We start from the raw sequence: 17218 nt of genomic DNA, 5'->3' as shown, positions 1-17218 counted from the left end.
GGTAGTTAAAGTATATTAGAATTTAAACCCGGATGATGAATCAATAGTGTAAAATAAGCCCCAAAAAATGAAAATAAAACATCAGGCCGTACCGGGATAGACCGGTACGGCAGGGTAATCAGTGACTGATTAATTGCGTAATGAACGCAGGCAAGTCCTGTAATTTAATGGTGGAAATGGTCTCGCTGTTGCGGGCCTTGTATTCCACCGATTCGTCTTGCAGGTGACGTTCACTGATGACTAAACGGTGCGGAATGCCAATTAAGTCGCTGTCGGCGAACAAAACGCCGGGCCGCTCGTTGCGGTCATCCAGTAAGACATCAACGCCTTTTGCCTTAAATTCCTCGTATAATCTCTCCGCGGTTTCACGAACCTGTTCGGATCGGTTGGCATTGACTGGGATAAGAACCAGTTGGAAAGGGGCCATGGAGGGCGGCCAAATGATGCCGCGTTCGTCATGGTGTTGTTCGATGGCAGCGGCGACCACGCGGGACACGCCAAGCCCGTAACAACCCATGATCATGGTCTGTAATTGCCCTTCTTCATTCAATACCGCTGCTTTCATCGCTTTCGCGTATTTGTCGCCCAACTGGAACACATGACCGACTTCAATGCCGCGGCAGGCACGCAGGCGGCCTTTACCATCGGGACTTAAATCGCCTTCTTTGACGTTGCGCAAATCAAACGTTTCGACCGACGCCGCATCACGCGCCCAGGAGGCATTGAGGTAATGCTTGTCGGCATGATTCGCACCACAGGCAAACGAGGGCAGTGCAAACGCGTGATGATCCACAATGACGGGGATGGATAGATTAATCGGTCCTAAGGATCCAACCGGGGTTTTTAATTGTTGTTTAATGGTTTCATCATCAGCAAAGCGAAGCGGCGATTTAACCAGGGGATGCTTGGCCGCCTTGATTTCATTCAGTTCATCATCGCCCCGTAGCACCAGGGCCACCAACGGATGGTCATGGCCTTCAACAATCAAGGTTTTGACCATTTCTTCCGGTTGAATGCCAAGCAGGGCCGCCACCTCGTCAATGGTCTTTTTGCCCACGGTATCCACCAGCCGAAGGGCTTCCGTGTGCGCATGCCGTACAGGGTCGGGTGTTAAACTGGTCGCTTGTTCGACGTTGGCTGCATAGTCGCTTTGATCACTGTAGAAAATTAAATCTTCACCGGAATCCGCCAGCACCTGGAATTCATGCGACGCGGAGCCGCCAATAGCGCCGGTGTCGGCCTCGACCGCACGGTATTTCAAACCAAGGCGGTCAAAAATTCGGCAATAGGCAAAATACATGTCATCGTATGTCTGTTGCAATGATTCCTGCGTCAGGTGGAATGAATAGGCATCCTTCATGATGAATTCACGCGCGCGCATCACCCCAAATCGCGGCCTGATTTCATCGCGGAATTTGGTTTGAATCTGGTAAAAGTTGACCGGTAACTGCTTGTAAGAACGTAACTCGTTGCGCATGATGTCGGTGATGACTTCTTCGTGTGTCGGGCCATAGCAATAATCCCGGCCGTTGCTGTCTGTCATGGTTAACAGCAGGCCGCCAAAGGTATCCCATCGCCCGGTTTCCTGCCAGAGTTCGGCCGGTTGAATGGCCGGCATCAATACTTCCATGGCCTTGCTGCGATTCATTTCTTCACGCACAATCTGTTCTACCTTGCGCATGACCTTTAAACCAAGCGGCATCCAGGTGTAGAGTCCTGATCCCAGTTTGCGGATGAGGCCGGCTCTAAGCATTAATTGATGAGAGACAATTTCTGCATCGTTCGGGGTTTCCCTTAGGGTGTTTAAATACCATTGCGACACACGCATAGCAACTCCTGATGACGATTAATTTAAAAACGGTCATTATATACTCCCACAGGCAATAACCCTAGCCACGGAGAAAATGAATGAACACCCTACTGCTAATGCAGACTTTTTGCAAGGTGGCAGAATACCGCAGCTTTCATGCGGCGGCCAATGCGCTGGGTATTTCACCGGCGGCAGTCAGTAAACAGATTACCTCGCTCGAAGACGCCCTGGGGGTGACTCTGTTTGAGCGCACCACGCGTAAAGTGGCCTTAACGGTCATCGGGGAAGCGTATTATGCCGAGGCGCAGGCTGTGCTTCTGGCGCTTGAGCAATCAAATAACCTGATTGCCGGATACAAAGCGCAGCCGGAGGGATTACTGCGGGTCATGAGTTCGCGCTATTTTGCTGAGCACATCATTTTACCCCGTATGCCGTCCTTTAGTCAGCAATACCCCAAAGTACGTCTTGATTTGCAGATTGCGGAAGAAGTACCGCATCTGCTTCAGGAAGGTCTGGACGTGGTGTTTGGCATGTCAACCGCCGTGGCCTCCAATGCGGTGCAGAAAAAAATCACCACCACGCGCTATGTGTTGTGCGCTTCACCGCATTACTTACAGCAATACGGTCATCCGAAGCGGATTGATGATTTAAAGCTGCATCGTTTTATTACCCATAAAATGAGGACGCCGAATGGCAGTTGGACTTTTCCGGGTGGCGAAACCGTGGTTTTTGAACCGGCCGTGTACGTTAATGACGCGGCCACCATGGCGGCCTTAGCTGTGAGGGGGATGGGTCTTGCGTTTTTGCATCATTATCAGGTGGCTCAACAGTTGGCAGACGGGCAGTTGCTTGAGGTATTGCCTGAGCAAAGGCTCCCCGTCATTGCGGTCTTTCTTTACTATCATCCGGGCCGCTTTTTACAGCCCAAGATTAAGTCGTGGGTTGAGGCGATGACTCGTGATATTCCTGCGTTTCTCTAGCATGTGCAGTGTCGGCATCGTGAAGTAATTGTTTAATTTTTTCACCAAGAACGGGACCGGATTTGTGGCTGAGCTGCAATAACTCAGTGCCAAAATCGTCAAACTGGACCTGGCCACTTTCCACATCATACACCGCGCCAATCAGAGCGATGCTGTCTTCATCAATCATGCCGCGCAGGATGTCGCTGCGGGTATAGACCTGTTGCAGGGTATTGGCGATGTTTAATGTCGTCACGTGCCTCACAAATTCACCGTTCTGTCCATTTCGTAGTTCGCGGGTAACCGACTCTGCCTCGACAGCGGGTTTGATTTTATCGAGTAATTCCGTGATATGGCCTTTCTTAACGCCATCGCAGGCGGACTGGATTGCCCCGCAGCGGGTATGGCCCAGTACGACAATGAGCTTTGCACCCACGACATTACAGGCGTATTCCATGCTGGCTAAAATATCATTATTAATGACATTGCCGGCAATGCGAATACAGAATAAGTCGCCAAAGCTCATGTCAAAAATGGTTTCCACCGGAACGCGTGAATCAATGCAACCAAGAACAACGGCAATGGGGTGCTGGGTCTTGGCTGTGTATTGGATATCAATCTTGGTGGTACGATGGATGCGGGTATCGCTTAAGAAACGCTGATTACCTTCACGCAACACCACCAGCACTTCGGCGGGAGAAAGGTTGCTTTGTACGTCATAGGTCGTGACATTAATAAAGTCAATGTAATTATGAATGTCGTAATGATCTTTAAAGCCAGTCAAATTCAGGGAGATTTGCTTTAAAGGAGCCTGTTCCTGTTGAAATTCCTTGATGAGTTCAATGATTTCCTTGTCGATGTAAGTGGAATGACGGGCATCAATAATCAATTGTGAATTGCGGGGGATGGAGTCTAATTCGGCAATCAGCGAGGCTTTGTTCAGGAAGCTTATCTGCTGGGGCAGGATAAGGCGGCTGGTGACGCCATTGGGATAAAACTCCTTGACGATGTCAAGGCGTGCCTGGCTGTTGGACTTAAGGATGTAGTAAAGGCTCACTGCCAACCCGATCATGATACCGGCCAACAGATTGAACACCACAATACTGAACACGGTGGCAATAAACGGAATGAATCGATCCATTCCCTGAGCATAAATCTGACGGTAGATGGCCGGCTTGGTTAATTTGTAACCGGTAAAAATCAGAATAACGGCCAGGGATGACAAGGGGATTTTGTTGAGTAATTCAGGGATTAACACGACCGCAAAAAGAAGGAAAAAGCCGTGAAAAATGGTGGACAATTTCGAGCGGGCGCCCGCTTGAATGTTAACCGATGTTCTGACAATAACCGAAGTAACCGGGATGCCGCCCACTAAGCCTGCGACTAAATTTCCTGCGCCCTGGGCAATCAATTCCTGATCCTTGGAGCAATAGCGGTGTTTTTTATCCAGCCTTTCCCCGGCTTTGACGTTCAAAAGACTTTCCAGTGACGCGACGATGGCGATGACAAAGGCATACAGATAAACTTTGGGGTTTTTCCAGGACGCCCAGTCAGGGAAAGTAAACTGACTGAAGAGGTTCGTGTAGCCGTTGGTATGAGGGATGTTCACCAGGTGCGGGTTATCCTGCACCAAGGATGACTGCGTCAGATTGAACAATTCATTGATGAGGATGCCGGCGGCCACCACAATAATCGGTGCGGGTACATTTTGCAGCAACTTAAATTTTGTCTTATCGAAAAAAATCAGGATGGCAAAGGAAATCAGGGAAATCAGACAGGCCCCGTAATTAATGTGATACGACAAGTCGTAAAACGGATTTAAGTTAAAGCCCTCGGTGGTTTCAAGCAGGTGTGCTTTTAATTCAGTCAAGTCCGTGGAGTGGGTAAAGGTTAAGGGCAGTTGTTTGATGATGAGCAGAATACCAATAGCACACAATAAGCCCTGAACGACATTGGACGGCACATAATCCGCGACAAGTCCAGCGCGCAGACCGCCAACGATGATTTGTAAAATCCCGGCTAAGGTCAGGGCCAGGAGAAAGGTATTAAAATCGCCCAGTTGTGAAATGGCGGTCAATACGACAGCGGCCATACCGGCAGCAGGCCCGCTGACGCTCACTTGCGAGCCGCTTAATGAGCCTACGACAATACCGCCGATGATGCCGCTTAAAATACCGGAAAAAAGAGGCGCTCCTGAAGCCAGAGCAATCCCCAGACATAAAGGAACCGCTACTAGAAAGACAACAATCGCTGCAACAAAATCAAATTTGAGATGTCTGCTTTTATACACGCGGAACTTGCGCAGGCCGTTTGTCATTGCTTCAGTCATATGCTTAAACCTCGTCAAATTAACCCAAAATAACCCGAAGTGTATAATTAAAGAACTTTACAGTAAAGAAAAATTTCTTTACATACGAATGACACTTCAATCAACAGGTTACAGGGAAAAGCAACGGTTGTCATGCTTAAAGCGCCGTTTCAATCGCTTCTTCGCTCGGGAGTTCATCATGAGAAAAAACAGCTTCTGTTTCCCTTACCGCGTCAGTGACTAATTCGTTCTCCAGGTGTTTAAACTGCCATAAATCCTGATCCATCAGTTGGCTGGGCTTGATGCTTTGCAGGGCATGCAGAATATTACTGGGTACTTTGGGGTTTTCTTCAGCCAGCTCATCAATCAGTCTGCCTACCCGCTTGCGCATTAAGTTTTCCTGAGAACCGCACAGGTTGCAGGGGATAATGGGGTAAGCCTGCTCTTTGGCAAAGGCAATGATGTCGCGTTCCTGAACATAACAGAGGGGACGGATAACAATGTGTTTTTTATTGTCGCTTAACAATTTGGGCGGCATGGAGCGTGTATCGCCATTGTAAAGAATGGACATCAGCAATGTGCGGATTAAATCATCACGATGATGGCCGAGGGCGATTTTGGTGTAACCCTGCTCTTCTGCGTAACGGTAAATAATTCCTCGCCTTAAACGCGAACACAGTGAACAATAGGTTTTTCCTTCCGGGATTTTTTCCTTGACGATGCTGTATGTGTCACGGGTAAGGATTTCGTGCGGAATGTTTCTGTCGGCGAGCCATTGGCGTAGGCGGCTGTCATCCCAGCCAGGCTGGGCCTGATCAAGCGTAAAAGCAAAGACATCAAATTTATTGTTTGAGCGTTTGCGCAGGGTATGGAGTAGGGTCAGCAGAGTGAAGGAATCTTTACCGCCTGACAGGCAGACCATCACACGATCGCCGCGTTGGATCATATTAAAATCAGCAATAGCCTTGCCTGTGTAATGCAATAATTTTTTTTCAACTTGAGACGGAGTGGAGGACATCATTTAACAACCTAATAATAACTAGTGGTGGGTATCTGGAACCGTTTGCGACGGCGGGAAGCCGGCAACACGCGGAGTGGAGAGCCAGGAATTGATTTCCTCCAGATCATTCACGTTCAGCGTGCCGGCCAGGTACTTAAGCTGCAGCATGGCATTAATCAGATTGTATTGATCCCGGGCTAATTGCTCCTGAGCTTCGAACAGGCGTTGTTGAGCGTTAACAACGTCCACCATGGTCCGTGTTCCTACTTGGAACTGGGCTTCGGTACTTTCCAGCGAATTCTGTTGAGAGATCACAGTCTGGCGGTCAGCCTTCACCTTGCTGATGCCGTCGACAATGGTGTTAAAAGCAATGCGGCTGTTGACTACGACGTCACGGTAAGTCTGCTCCAGTTGTTCACTGGAGGTTTGATAATCGTATTGAGCCTGACGCGTTTGCGATTGAACAAGACCGCCTTGAAAAACAGGAAAATTCAGGGCCAGGGCGACATTGGCCGTCGTTTGGCGTTGCGGCACAAAGAAAGACGTTGAACCGCCGCTGTTGTGGGTTTGAAGGGCATTGCTCTGGATTGCGAGCGTAGGCCAGGCGCCTGCTGCATTGGCGCGGATGTTTTCATGGGCAGCCTGCAAACCGAATTTGGCAGAAAACAGGCGATAATTTTGTTTGAGTCCGGTATCCACCCATTCATCCACATTGTCAGGTTCCGGTCTTATCAAAGGAATACGGCTGTCACGCAGAGGGGCTAAAAATTCGTACACGTGATTGGTTAATTTCCGCAGATTCTCGTTCTGATTTATCTGGTTGTTGCGTGCGGAAATGACTTCGGCGACGGATTGATCGTAAGCAGCTTTCGCTTCATAGACGGAGGTAATGGCGTCGAGACCCACTTTAAACCGTTGCTCTGCCTGCTCAAGCTGGCGTTTGTTAGCGCGCTTTTTGGCTTCAGCAAAATTCAGCGTGTCCTTGGCAAACAGGACATCAAAATAGGCTTTGGCCGTACGTACGATCAGGTCTTGGGCTGCGTCATTAAACGTGGCCTGCGCCGCTTTAACAGACGCTTTGGCCTGCTGCACACGAGACCAGGCCTGGTAATTGAATACCGCCTGGGAGGCTCTTACCGTCCATTGATTGCTGTTAAAGGTTTCCTGAATGCGGGCCACTGTTGTCACATCCTGGACGTTTCGGCCCGTCGTGCCGCCAACAGTTACCTGAGGATACAAGGCGGCGCGTGCCTGTGGAATGGCCTCGCTGCTGGACATGTAAGTACTGTATGCTTCTTTAAAGGTTGGATCATTCTCCAGAGCCTGCTGGTAGATATCCATCAAATCCGTGGCGTGAACGGATTGAGTGATACCGGTAACCAACGTCAAGCATAAAAGTAATTTTTTCTTCATGCGTTCAGCGTCCTAGAAAACAAATTCTTTGGGTTTTAATTTGTCAATTAATGGTGGAAGATTGGTTTCAAACAATAACCGATCCGACCAGTTGCCCTGATGATCCAGCGTGTACAGGCGGCCCTGCATGACCGGAGCCCGGCCAACAATGGCAAAGAGTTTGCCGCCCGGTAACACCTGGAGGCGATGTGTTTCGGTCACCGCGTCAACTGCACCGGTCAGCAGGACAACATCATACGGGGCTTTATCCAGCCAGCCGCGGCTGCCATCGCCGGTGATGAGTTCAACATTATGGCAATGGTATTTTTCGAGTTTTGCACGGGCGTCATTAGTGAAATCGGCATAATAATCCACACTGATGACCTTCTGGCAACGGCGGCTTAACAGTGCTGTCAGGTATCCGGAACCCGTTCCCACTTCCAGGACGGTTTCGTGACCATCCAGGGCTAATGCCTGCAGCAGGGTGCCTTCTTCCAGCGGGGTCATCATATTTTGTCCGTGAGCCAGTGGTATCTGCATATCGGAATACGCGAATTCTTTCATGGCTGGCGGCACGAACTCGTGTCGCGGAAACATGTCAAAAAGATCGAGAATGGCTTCTTCAAGGACATCGCCCGTGCGAAGCTGCTGTTTGACCATATTAATTCGTGCGTTTTGGCTGCTCATCAGTACTTACCATTACCTTAGCTGTTTAGGTTAAAGCGTTGCAGACATTTTAGCAAGAATTGCGACAAGGTGCGATGGTTCAGGTGTCTATTTGAATTATTAAGTAGTTTTTGACATGAGATTAGGGTTTACCCTCCGTTATACTATTTGAAATTGTATGGAAGGCTGCGTCATTATTAATGACCGCAGGGTATGGCAGGGTTGGCCAATGCGGCTATACAGCCTCAGTTCGACGGTTTAAGGTCAGCGCCTTCACCCGCATCCGTGTTGTTTATGAACAAATTCCGCATGATTTCATGGTGAATTTGTCTAAAATTTGCTATCATTTCTCAATTTTTTAAACTTGGGAGAGTGTTGTGCTTGAACAATTTACTGAATACCTGCAATCCGAGCTTGATACGCTAAAAAAAGAAGGGTTGTACAAATCAGAACGTGTGATCAGCAGTCAGCAGCAGGCAGCCGTTGAAGTACAAGACAGAGAAGTCATTAATTTATGTGCCAACAATTACCTGGGGTTGGCCAATCATCCGCAGTTGATAGCCGAAGGTCAAAAGGCCTTGGAAAAATACGGCTACGGCATGGCGTCCGTGCGTTTTATCTGCGGCACCCAAACCCCGCATAAGCAACTTGAGCACGCCATCAGCCGTTTTCTTGGCAAGGAAGACACTATTCTTTATTCCTCCTGTTTTGATGCCAATACCGGGCTGTTTGAAACCCTGCTTGGCCCGGAAGATGCCATTATCAGCGACGCGTTGAATCATGCCAGCATCATTGACGGTATCCGTTTATGCAAGGCCGCCCGCTACCGCTATGAAAACAACGACATGCGCGATCTTGAAGCCAAGCTCATTGAGGCCAAAAATGCACGTTTCCGCCTGATTGCGACGGACGGCGTCTTTTCAATGGATGGCATTATTGCAAATCTGCAGGCCATTTGTGAGCTGGCGGATCGTTACGATGCCATGGTGATGGTCGACGATTCCCATGCCGTCGGTTTCATGGGCGAGACTGGGCGCGGCACTCCGGAGTATTGCGGCGTGGCTGATCGAATCGACATTGTCACCGGTACGCTCGGAAAAGCCCTGGGCGGCGCGTCTGGCGGGTACACCAGCGCGAATGCCGTCATTGTCGACTGGCTGCGTCAGCGTTCGCGGCCTTACCTGTTTTCCAACACCCTGGCGCCAGTCATTGCCGACACGTCCATCAAGGTGCTGGAACTGCTCTCGGCCAATCAGGATTTAGCCAACAGGCTTAAACGTAACGCCCGCTATTTCCGCGACGGAATGAGTCAGCTAGGCTTTACCCTGGTACCCGGCGAACACCCCATTATTCCGGTCATGCTGGGCGATGCTGCCCTGGCGGGTGAAATGGCTGCACGCCTGCTTAAGGAAGGCATTTATGTCGTTGGCTTTTCTTACCCGGTAGTGCCGAAAGGCAAAGCAAGAATCCGCACCCAAATGTCCGCAGCCCATGAAATCGCGCATCTGGATAAAGCCATTGCAGCCTTTGGAAAGGTGGGTAAGGAATTAGGGGTTATTTAATCAGTTTGTGTTGTTAACGCATTAGGTGAAGGTCGATGAAATCATTAGTCAAGGCAAAAAGAGAACCCGGTATCTGGATGGAAGATGTACCCGTGCCGGAGTACGGTGTCAATGACGTATTAATCAAAATTGAAAAAACAGCCATTTGCGGCACCGACATTCATATTTATTCCTGGGATGAATGGGCTCAGGCCACCATCCCTGTCCCCATGACAGTCGGTCATGAATTTTATGGGGTCATTGCGGAAGTCGGTTCAGAAGTGAAGGGCTTGAAAGCGGGGCAGCGTGTCTCGGGTGAAGGCCACATTACCTGCGGCATGTGCCGTAATTGCCGTGCGGGCAAGCGTCACCTTTGCCGCAATACCCTGGGTGTCGGTGTCAATCGTCCCGGGTGTTTTGCCGAATACCTTTCCCTGCCTGCCAGCAACGTGCTGGTTCTGCCGGACAATATTACGGCGGATCAGGCGGCCATTCTCGACCCGTTCGGCAATGCCACCCATTGCGCCCTGGCGTTTGATATGGTTGGCGAAGATGTATTAATCACCGGCGCGGGCCCTATTGGCATTATGGCGGTCGCTATCGCTCGCCACATCGGGGCGCGTCACGTGGTGATTACCGACGTGAATGATCATCGTCTGGAATTAGCCCGCAAAATGGGCGCTACGCGAGCTGTCAATGTGAAATACCAGAACATCAAGGATGTGATGGAGGAGCTTGGCATGACCGAAGGGTTTGATGTCGGCCTTGAAATGTCAGGCAATCCCATGGCTTTAAATGACATGGTTCGCGCCATGAACCATGGCGGTCATGTGGCGATCCTGGGTATACCGCCGCAGGAGACCCCGATTGATTGGAATCAGGTGATTTTTAAAGGCTTGGTGATGAAGGGTATTTATGGTCGTGAAATGTTTGAAACCTGGTACAAGATGATAGCCATGCTGCAAAGCGGTTTGAACATTGCGCCGGTGATTACTCACCACTTCCGTGTTGATCAATACCAGGATGCGTTCCAGATTATGGCGTCAGGCCAATCGGGCAAAGTCATCCTGGACTGGAATTAAGCCATTCACAGGTGTATGGCTTGAGTAATTGAGGTTTTTGGTTTAACGTGCGGGCCAGCGTTTGATAATAAGCGGGGAATGAATGTCGGATTATATTTTTACAATGAATCGGGTCACCAAAGTCGTTGATAACCAGCGGATTATTCTCAAGGACATTTCCTTGAGCTTTTTCCCGGGCGCTAAGATTGGCGTCCTTGGATTAAACGGCTCTGGTAAATCCACCTTGTTGCGCATCATGGCGGGGGTGGATACCCAGTTTAATGGCGAGGCACGGCCAAAACCCGGCACCAAAATTGGTTACTTAGCCCAGGAACCAGAACTTGATTTAACCAAAACCGTGCGCGAAATCGTGGAAGAGGGTGTGGGCGAGATCAAAGAAAAATTGCGTCAATTTGATGAAATCAGCATGCGCTTTGCCGAACCCATGAGCGATGACGAAATGAATGATCTGCTGGCTAAACAAGGCGATTTGCAGAATTACATTGAAACGCACGGCGGCTGGGATTTAGACCGACGTCTTGATGTGGCTGCTGACGCGTTACGCCTGCCGGACTGGAACGCAGTCATCGATAAATTGTCAGGAGGAGAGCGCCGCCGCGTGGCCCTTTGCCGATTGTTGCTATCCAACCCCGACATGCTGCTTCTCGATGAGCCGACCAACCACCTCGACGCGGAAAGCGTGGCCTGGCTTGAGCGTTACCTTGAAGAATTCCCTGGTACGGTCGTGGCCATCACTCACGATCGCTATTTCCTCGATAATGCGGCGGAATGGATTCTTGAGTTGGATAGAGGGGAAGGCATTCCTTACAAAGGCAATTACACCGCCTGGCTTGAGCAGAAAGAAGCTCGTCTGGCGATGGAAGAAAAACAGCAGGCCGCTCATGAGCGCGCCATCAAAGCCGAACTGGAATGGGTTCGCACCTCACCCAAAGGCCGTCATGCTAAAAACAAAGCGCGCCTGGCCCGATTTGAGGAAATGAATTCCAAAGAATTCCAGAAGCGCAACGAAACCAACGAATTGTACATTCCGCCGGGCGAACGCTTGGGCGAACTGGTTATCGAAGCCAACCACGTCCGTAAAGCCTTTGGCGATCGGTTGTTGATTGACGATTTGAATTTCAAACTGCCCAAAGGCGGTATTTTAGGTATCATCGGTCCTAATGGCGCGGGTAAATCCACTTTCTTAAAAATGCTCACCGGCAGAGAAACCCCCGACAGCGGTGAAATCATCGTGGGTGACACGGTGAATCTTGCTTACGTCGATCAGATGCGTGATCACCTCGATGATAACAAGACAGTCTGGGAAGAGATCTCCAATGGTCACGACATCATGCAGATTGGCAGTTTCCAGATGCCGTCGCGTGCCTACGTGGGGCGGTTTAATTTCAAAGGCTCCGACCAGCAGAAAAAAATGTTCCAGCTTTCCGGAGGGGAACGAAATCGGGTGCATTTGGCTAAATTGCTTAAGAGCGGCGGCAACGTGCTTCTGCTTGACGAACCCAGTAACGATTTGGATGTGGAAACCCTGCGCTCACTGGAAGAAGCCATTTTAAATTTCCCGGGATGTGCGATTGTCGTGTCTCACGATCGCTGGTTCCTGGACCGGATCTGCACTCACCTGATGGCGTTCGAAGGGGATTCCCAGGTTGTCTTTTTTGAAGGCAATTACAGCGACTACGAAGCGGACAGAAAGCGCCGCCTGGGCGATGAGGCTGTCAGACCCACCCGTATCAAGTACCGTCGTTTAAGTGCCTGACAGGTGTAATAAGAAAAATTAGTCTAACCGGGCCTGAAAAACAGGCCTGATTCCAAGCGGGAGAATCGTTTACCATGAATAAGTTGTTTTGGGCAGGCCTGTCTGTTGCCTCTGTGGCACTCACCGGGTGCGTGGAAATGGATGAGTCCACTTTGATCACCGATGATAATGGTTATGTGCATCGCACCATTCATTATTTAAGGGATAAGCGCGGCCGTGATTATTTTCCTTTAAAAGCCCCGGCTACCGGCAAAAAACAATTTATTTTTGACCCCAAAGCGTATGCCTGGGCCGCTTATGATGAAGAGGGCAACCGTGTGATGACCGGCGCCGCTTCGGGTGGTCAGGATTTCTGTGAAGACGTGGGTGAGCCTTGCCGTACGGTGACAGGCACTTTCCGGGTTTACAATAAGCGCGGTCTGGAATGCCGTTCCGGTGAATACCCTGTGGACACCAAGGGCGGGGCAAAAATGCCTTATTGCATGTACTTCTACCAAGGCTACACTGTCCATGCGGCGTATGAAGTTCCCTATGGCAACTCCAGCCATGGTTGCGTTCGTGTATTCCCCAGTGCGGCCAAGTGGTTGAATGAGCAATTTATGACTATCGGCACACAGGTTACCATTCTGCCGTATGCCGATGAAGATGAGAAAAAAGTAAATTAAGCCTGAATTTTCAGTCTTAAATCCACCACGTCAGCGTGGATGCGGACCCGTCCAGTCGTAAATGGGATGGGTTGGTTATTCACGTTGACCGTATTATTAAACAGGGTTTTGGAAAAGACCCGGGCGTACAACAATTCCACCGTCGCATTTTTACCAATTCGGTAATCAGCGGCTAATCCGCCAAAGTAAATGGTATCGGACGGAAAATTAATGGTCCGCAGGCGATCCTGCTCAGGCCCGTTATCCTGAATGGCAATGAACGTTAAACCCAGTTTCTCAGACATCTGACGACGCAGTGCGCCGGCAAAAGCCCAGGACGGATCGTATTTCATGACAAAGGTGAAATCAGGACCTATGGGCGGCGGGGCGGCGGTATTGCGTATTTTAGCAAACTGATTCGCATTCCATTCCGTACGAAAAGCCTGCAAACTCACCAGCCACTTGGGATTGAAAATGTGCACGTAATTGATAATGGTCGTCGCCGGCATGCGGAAATTAAATTGCAGGTTGGGATTGACCATGCCATTAAGCAAACTCTCGCCTTTGGTTTTTTGTTTGATCGACGCGTAATAGGCAAGACCAAAGAAATTGGTCTGGTTAATCATGTAATACAGACCGGTGTTATAACCAACCCCAAAACCGGCGGTGCGGTTAATCAGGGTGCTCGATTGGGTGGGGCTAATGGGCAGTGCCCAGTTGGTTTCATTGTTTTTCAGGAAATTGAAGTTCAAGCCGCCGCCTGCATACAGTTTGGGCGTAATGCTGTAAGAGAAACGGGGGCTGACGTCGACATCGGTCATCAGCGTTTCAGTGGAAGCATAGCGGGTAAAGTCACGGGCTCCCCAAACCAGGTTGGAATGGAACGGCTCGGTGATATCCACCGCAAAAACCATTTTACTGTCGACACGCTTGGCAATGCGGCCATAGGGAAGAAGACTGACCCGTTTCGAGTCGCTGCTGCCATTGCCATATTGAAAAGTATTGAAATTTAACACGCTTCCTGAAAAGCGGGCATCGATGTAAAAGCCGCTGCCGCCTATAATGACCTCATTTTTTTTGACTTTGAACAACTCGGCAGGGTTGCTGTAGCTGATGCCGGCAAAATATTGCAACACGTTGGCATGAGCACTGAAACTGGCTAAACAACAAACAGTAATGATTGGATAGCGCATAATGATCTCATAAAAAGGGAAGCGCATTCATCCGGAATGCGCTTCGAGATTACTCTTATTGATTAGGGTTTGGATTGGTGGTTTGAGCAGGCTGAGGCGCCGGGGTGGCGGCATCCGTGGCCGTGTTGGTTGGTGCATTGGTCATGGGCTGTCGCGGCATGGCAATCATCTGCATAATGCCAAGGTCGCCGGTGATTTTACGGCCCACGATCAGGCTCAAGGTCAAAGGCTGATTGAGCTTCTCTTTCTCATTTTGATAAACGACCTGCAAAGGCAGTGTCACTTTCCATTGATTGTCTTTTATCGCGGTCACGGTGGGGGTTCCATCCACCATGCTGCTGACGGTCAGTTTTTCTGTTTTGATGGCATTGAGGTTACCGGATTTTTGCAGGGCATCATTGAAACTTTGCCATCCTTGGTCAGTGAAACAGTTTTTCAGTGCTGACAATTGTGTGTCAATGGTATTGAAATCAAAGTCAAACGCCTGTTCGGCCGCGTTTTCAGCCCACTTGGATACCAGCGCTTCTTCAATGGTGGTGGTCGTCGCTGGAATTTTATAATTGCAGTCCAGATTGGTCGGTGCTACAGCGGCAGACGGTTGCGTCACCGTCACAGGCTGCGTCGTTGTGTTTTGAGTGTTGGGCTGGACCGCTGGTTGCGTCGTGGATTGGGGATAACCCGATGTGGTCGGTTGTGTAGCACCTGGGGTTGTGGGTTGTGGCGTGCCTGACGTGGTTGGTTGCGTGGCCTGTGTCGGCAGTGGCTGTTGAGTTCCCGAGGTGGTCGGCTGGGTAGCGCCCGGAGTAGTCGGTTGCGGGACGCCGGAGCTTGTGGGTTGCGTGATGTTGGTATTGGGTTGGGTCGTCCCTTCAGTGGGTGTATTCGAGCCTTGGACCGGCGTCGTCGTGGTTACGGCAGCCGGATCGGCCGCATTCACGTAATCTGAGGCGCCTAAAATAGTCAGTAATCCTGCACACAGCATGGATTTTTTCATTCGTAACACTCCTTGCATTAATTAAATTCGAGAAGCTGAGCCGCAAGTGCTGCGGCCAATCGGGCCGTTTTTTGTCCCTGATCAAGCGGGGGCGATAATTCGGCTATATCGATACTTACCACTTTGCCAGTTTGCGTAATGTATTTCAACAGGGGTAAAACTTGCCATGGGGTTAAACCCAGGGCCTGAGGCGCACTGACCCCGGGAGCAAAACTTTCGGCAAACACATCAAGACAAACGGTTAAATAAATCGCTTCATGATTCAGCATAAAGTCATCCAGAAAAGCCGTTTGCCAGGCGAAACTGTTTTGATTCATCTGTGCCGCCGTCAGATAGGAAACTTTATACTTATTGGCCAGGCTAAACAAGCTTTCCGTATTCGAGGAGGATTGAATGCCGAGACAGCAATAATCAAAGGAACGTTGTTTTTGCTGACAAAATTCTGCCATTTGCTGAAAGGGCGTGCCCGACGTGCTGCCCTGGTGGGGAAAACGCAAATCAAAATGGGCGTCGAAGTTAATGATGCCCAGCCGGGGGTAACGCTGGCTCAAGCCAAGGTAATGTCCCCAGGCTATTTCATGGCCGCCGCCGAAGACTAAGGTTTTAAAACCCCGTTGATGGCAATGATCAAGCACAGTCGCCAATTCCTCCTGGCCCTGTTCCAGTGCGTCATTGGGAACGATGTCGCCGATGTCGATGAGTGAGGCGGAAAAGTGGCTGGCCAGTTTAGCCAGTTCCTGACGGAGGGATTGGGGGCCGGCGGCTGCTCCCGTGCGTCCAAGATTTCTGCGGATGCCTTCGTCACTGGCAAAACCGGCAATTACCGTACCGGATCCCTCGCCGGGAAGCGGCTGCGACTGGATGTCAATGCAGGTCACGCGCTGAAAAAAGCGTTCGTTGGGTAAACTGTCGTCACGTCCTCGCCAGAGGGATGGGTTGGGGGGTAGATAATGGGAAATGCCGGCTAACATCCTTTCTCCTTAAACGCCGTGTTTCTCCCATCATAACGGGTATGGTTTTTTTTTTAAATTGCGGCTTTAAAAGACGAGGGAGTTCGTGCTTAGCCACACCAGGTCTGGTATCATCTGCAATTTACTTACCTCCGGAGAGGACCATGTTTGTCATTACAGGGGCCAGCAGCGGCATTGGCCGTGCCCTGGCCTGGGAATTGGCCAGTCGTGGCAAATCGGTTTTGGCCATAGGGCGGCGAGAGCAGCAGCTATCCGAAACGGCGCAGTTCTCCTCTCTGATTATCGGTTGCACGGCTGATGTGTCGACCCGTGAGGGCCGTGCCCGTATCGTCGCGGCTTTAAACCAGGCGCCACTGATTGAGGGCCTTGTTCATAATGCCGGCATTATTGATCCGATTATGCCAATGTCGGTCATTGATGAAGCCGCCTGGGAGCAAACCATGGCGACTAACCTCAATGCGCCGCTTTTTCTAAGCCAGGCCTTGTTGCATAAACTTCAGGGCGGACGGGTTTTGCACATTGGCTCAGGCGTGGCTTATTTTCCGGTGAGCGGCTGGGCAGCGTATTGCGTTTCCAAAGCCGGGCTTTCCATGTTAACGCGTTGCTGGCAGCTTGAATGTGAAAAAACGGCTTTTGCGAGCGTCATGCCGGGCATCATTGACACGGACATGCAGCGGCTCATTCGTGAATCGCAATTCATGGAAAGCGACAAAGTCGAATTCTTTAAAAACCTGCATCAGCAGAATCGATTGGTTTCCGTGGAAACAGTCGCTGCGTTTCTTGCCTGGCTGTTGCTTGAAGTCAATCCCCGCACGTATGCCTCACAGGAGTGGGATATTTATGATAAATCCCATCACCCGTCCTGGCTGTTTGCGCCGCATCATGTGCCCGAGTGGGAATAA

14 protein-coding genes are annotated in these 17218 nt (G+C 50.3%); 6 read left to right on the top strand and 8 right to left on the bottom strand.

Annotated features, from left to right (window positions below; translation table 11 throughout):
* Positions 1–118: 118 nt before the first annotated feature.
* Positions 119–1828 carry a proline--tRNA ligase gene (locus DYE45_RS10815; RefSeq protein ID WP_108290495.1) on the bottom strand — a complete coding sequence of 570 codons (1710 nt, stop codon included), beginning with the start codon at positions 1826–1828 and terminating at the stop codon, positions 119–121.
* Between the two features lie 80 nt (positions 1829–1908).
* On the opposite strand from DYE45_RS10815, the gene DYE45_RS10810 reads away from it, so the two are divergent.
* On the top strand, positions 1909–2790 hold the full coding sequence (locus DYE45_RS10810) for a LysR family transcriptional regulator (RefSeq protein WP_108290493.1): 882 nt from the start codon (positions 1909–1911) through the stop codon (positions 2788–2790).
* On the opposite strand, the gene DYE45_RS10805 is transcribed toward DYE45_RS10810, so the two are convergent.
* From DYE45_RS10805 to DYE45_RS10790, 4 genes are all read right to left on the bottom strand, one after another.
* Positions 2741–5098, bottom strand: coding sequence for a bifunctional SulP family inorganic anion transporter/carbonic anhydrase (locus DYE45_RS10805; protein WP_108290491.1), 2358 nt, complete (start codon positions 5096–5098; stop codon positions 2741–2743). The two genes, DYE45_RS10810 and DYE45_RS10805, sit on opposite strands and share 50 nt — an antisense overlap.
* 136 nt (positions 5099–5234) lie before the next feature.
* Positions 5235–6095 carry a tRNA 2-thiocytidine(32) synthetase TtcA gene (gene ttcA, locus DYE45_RS10800; protein WP_108290753.1) on the bottom strand — a complete coding sequence of 287 codons (861 nt, stop codon included), beginning with the start codon at positions 6093–6095 and terminating at the stop codon, positions 5235–5237.
* A gap of 21 nt (positions 6096–6116) precedes the next feature.
* Positions 6117–7490: a TolC family outer membrane protein gene (locus DYE45_RS10795; RefSeq protein ID WP_115300897.1), complete on the bottom strand. Its 1374-nt coding sequence runs from the start codon at positions 7488–7490 to the stop codon at positions 6117–6119.
* 12 nt (positions 7491–7502) lie between these two features.
* Entirely contained in the window at positions 7503–8156 is a 654-nt protein-coding gene (locus DYE45_RS10790; protein WP_115300896.1) for a protein-L-isoaspartate O-methyltransferase family protein, read from the bottom strand.
* Positions 8157–8512: 356 nt separating this feature from the next.
* On the opposite strand from DYE45_RS10790, the gene DYE45_RS10785 reads away from it, so the two are divergent.
* The 4 genes from DYE45_RS10785 (at position 8513) to DYE45_RS10770 (ending at position 13179) form a co-directional block, all read left to right on the top strand.
* On the top strand, positions 8513–9697 hold the full coding sequence (locus DYE45_RS10785; RefSeq protein WP_108290485.1) for a glycine C-acetyltransferase: 1185 nt from the start codon (positions 8513–8515) through the stop codon (positions 9695–9697).
* 35 nt (positions 9698–9732) lie between these two features.
* Entirely contained in the window at positions 9733–10758 is a 1026-nt protein-coding gene (gene tdh / locus DYE45_RS10780; RefSeq protein ID WP_115300895.1) for an L-threonine 3-dehydrogenase, read from the top strand.
* 82 nt (positions 10759–10840) lie between these two features.
* Positions 10841–12514, top strand: coding sequence for an energy-dependent translational throttle protein EttA (gene ettA / locus DYE45_RS10775; RefSeq protein WP_108290481.1), 1674 nt, complete (start codon positions 10841–10843; stop codon positions 12512–12514).
* 74 nt (positions 12515–12588) lie between these two features.
* Positions 12589–13179 (top strand): L,D-transpeptidase, encoded by a 591-nt coding sequence (locus DYE45_RS10770; protein ID WP_108290479.1) that lies wholly within the window; start codon positions 12589–12591, stop codon positions 13177–13179.
* On the opposite strand, the gene DYE45_RS10765 is transcribed toward DYE45_RS10770, so the two are convergent.
* From DYE45_RS10765 to hutG, 3 genes are read right to left on the bottom strand one after another with little or no spacing between them, the layout of a single operon-like run.
* Entirely contained in the window at positions 13176–14351 is a 1176-nt protein-coding gene (locus DYE45_RS10765) for an OmpP1/FadL family transporter (protein ID WP_108290477.1), read from the bottom strand. The two genes, DYE45_RS10770 and DYE45_RS10765, sit on opposite strands and share 4 nt — an antisense overlap.
* A gap of 55 nt (positions 14352–14406) precedes the next feature.
* On the bottom strand, positions 14407–15345 hold the full coding sequence (locus tag DYE45_RS10760) for a DotI/IcmL/TraM family protein (RefSeq protein ID WP_242602621.1): 939 nt from the start codon (positions 15343–15345) through the stop codon (positions 14407–14409).
* A 17-nt stretch (positions 15346–15362) separates the two neighbouring features.
* Complete coding sequence (gene hutG, locus DYE45_RS10755; RefSeq protein ID WP_108290475.1) at positions 15363–16316, bottom strand: formimidoylglutamase; 954 nt, start codon at positions 16314–16316, stop codon at positions 15363–15365.
* 143 nt (positions 16317–16459) lie between these two features.
* Between hutG and DYE45_RS10750 the strand changes: the two genes are divergently transcribed.
* Positions 16460–17218 carry an SDR family NAD(P)-dependent oxidoreductase gene (locus tag DYE45_RS10750; protein ID WP_108290473.1) on the top strand — a complete coding sequence of 253 codons (759 nt, stop codon included), beginning with the start codon at positions 16460–16462 and terminating at the stop codon, positions 17216–17218.

This window comes from Legionella taurinensis (genome assembly GCF_900452865.1).
Classification (GTDB): domain Bacteria; phylum Pseudomonadota; class Gammaproteobacteria; order Legionellales; family Legionellaceae; genus Legionella_C; species Legionella_C taurinensis.
Note: the sequence above shows the minus strand (reverse complement) of the source record. Positions and strands in the feature narration are given on the sequence as shown.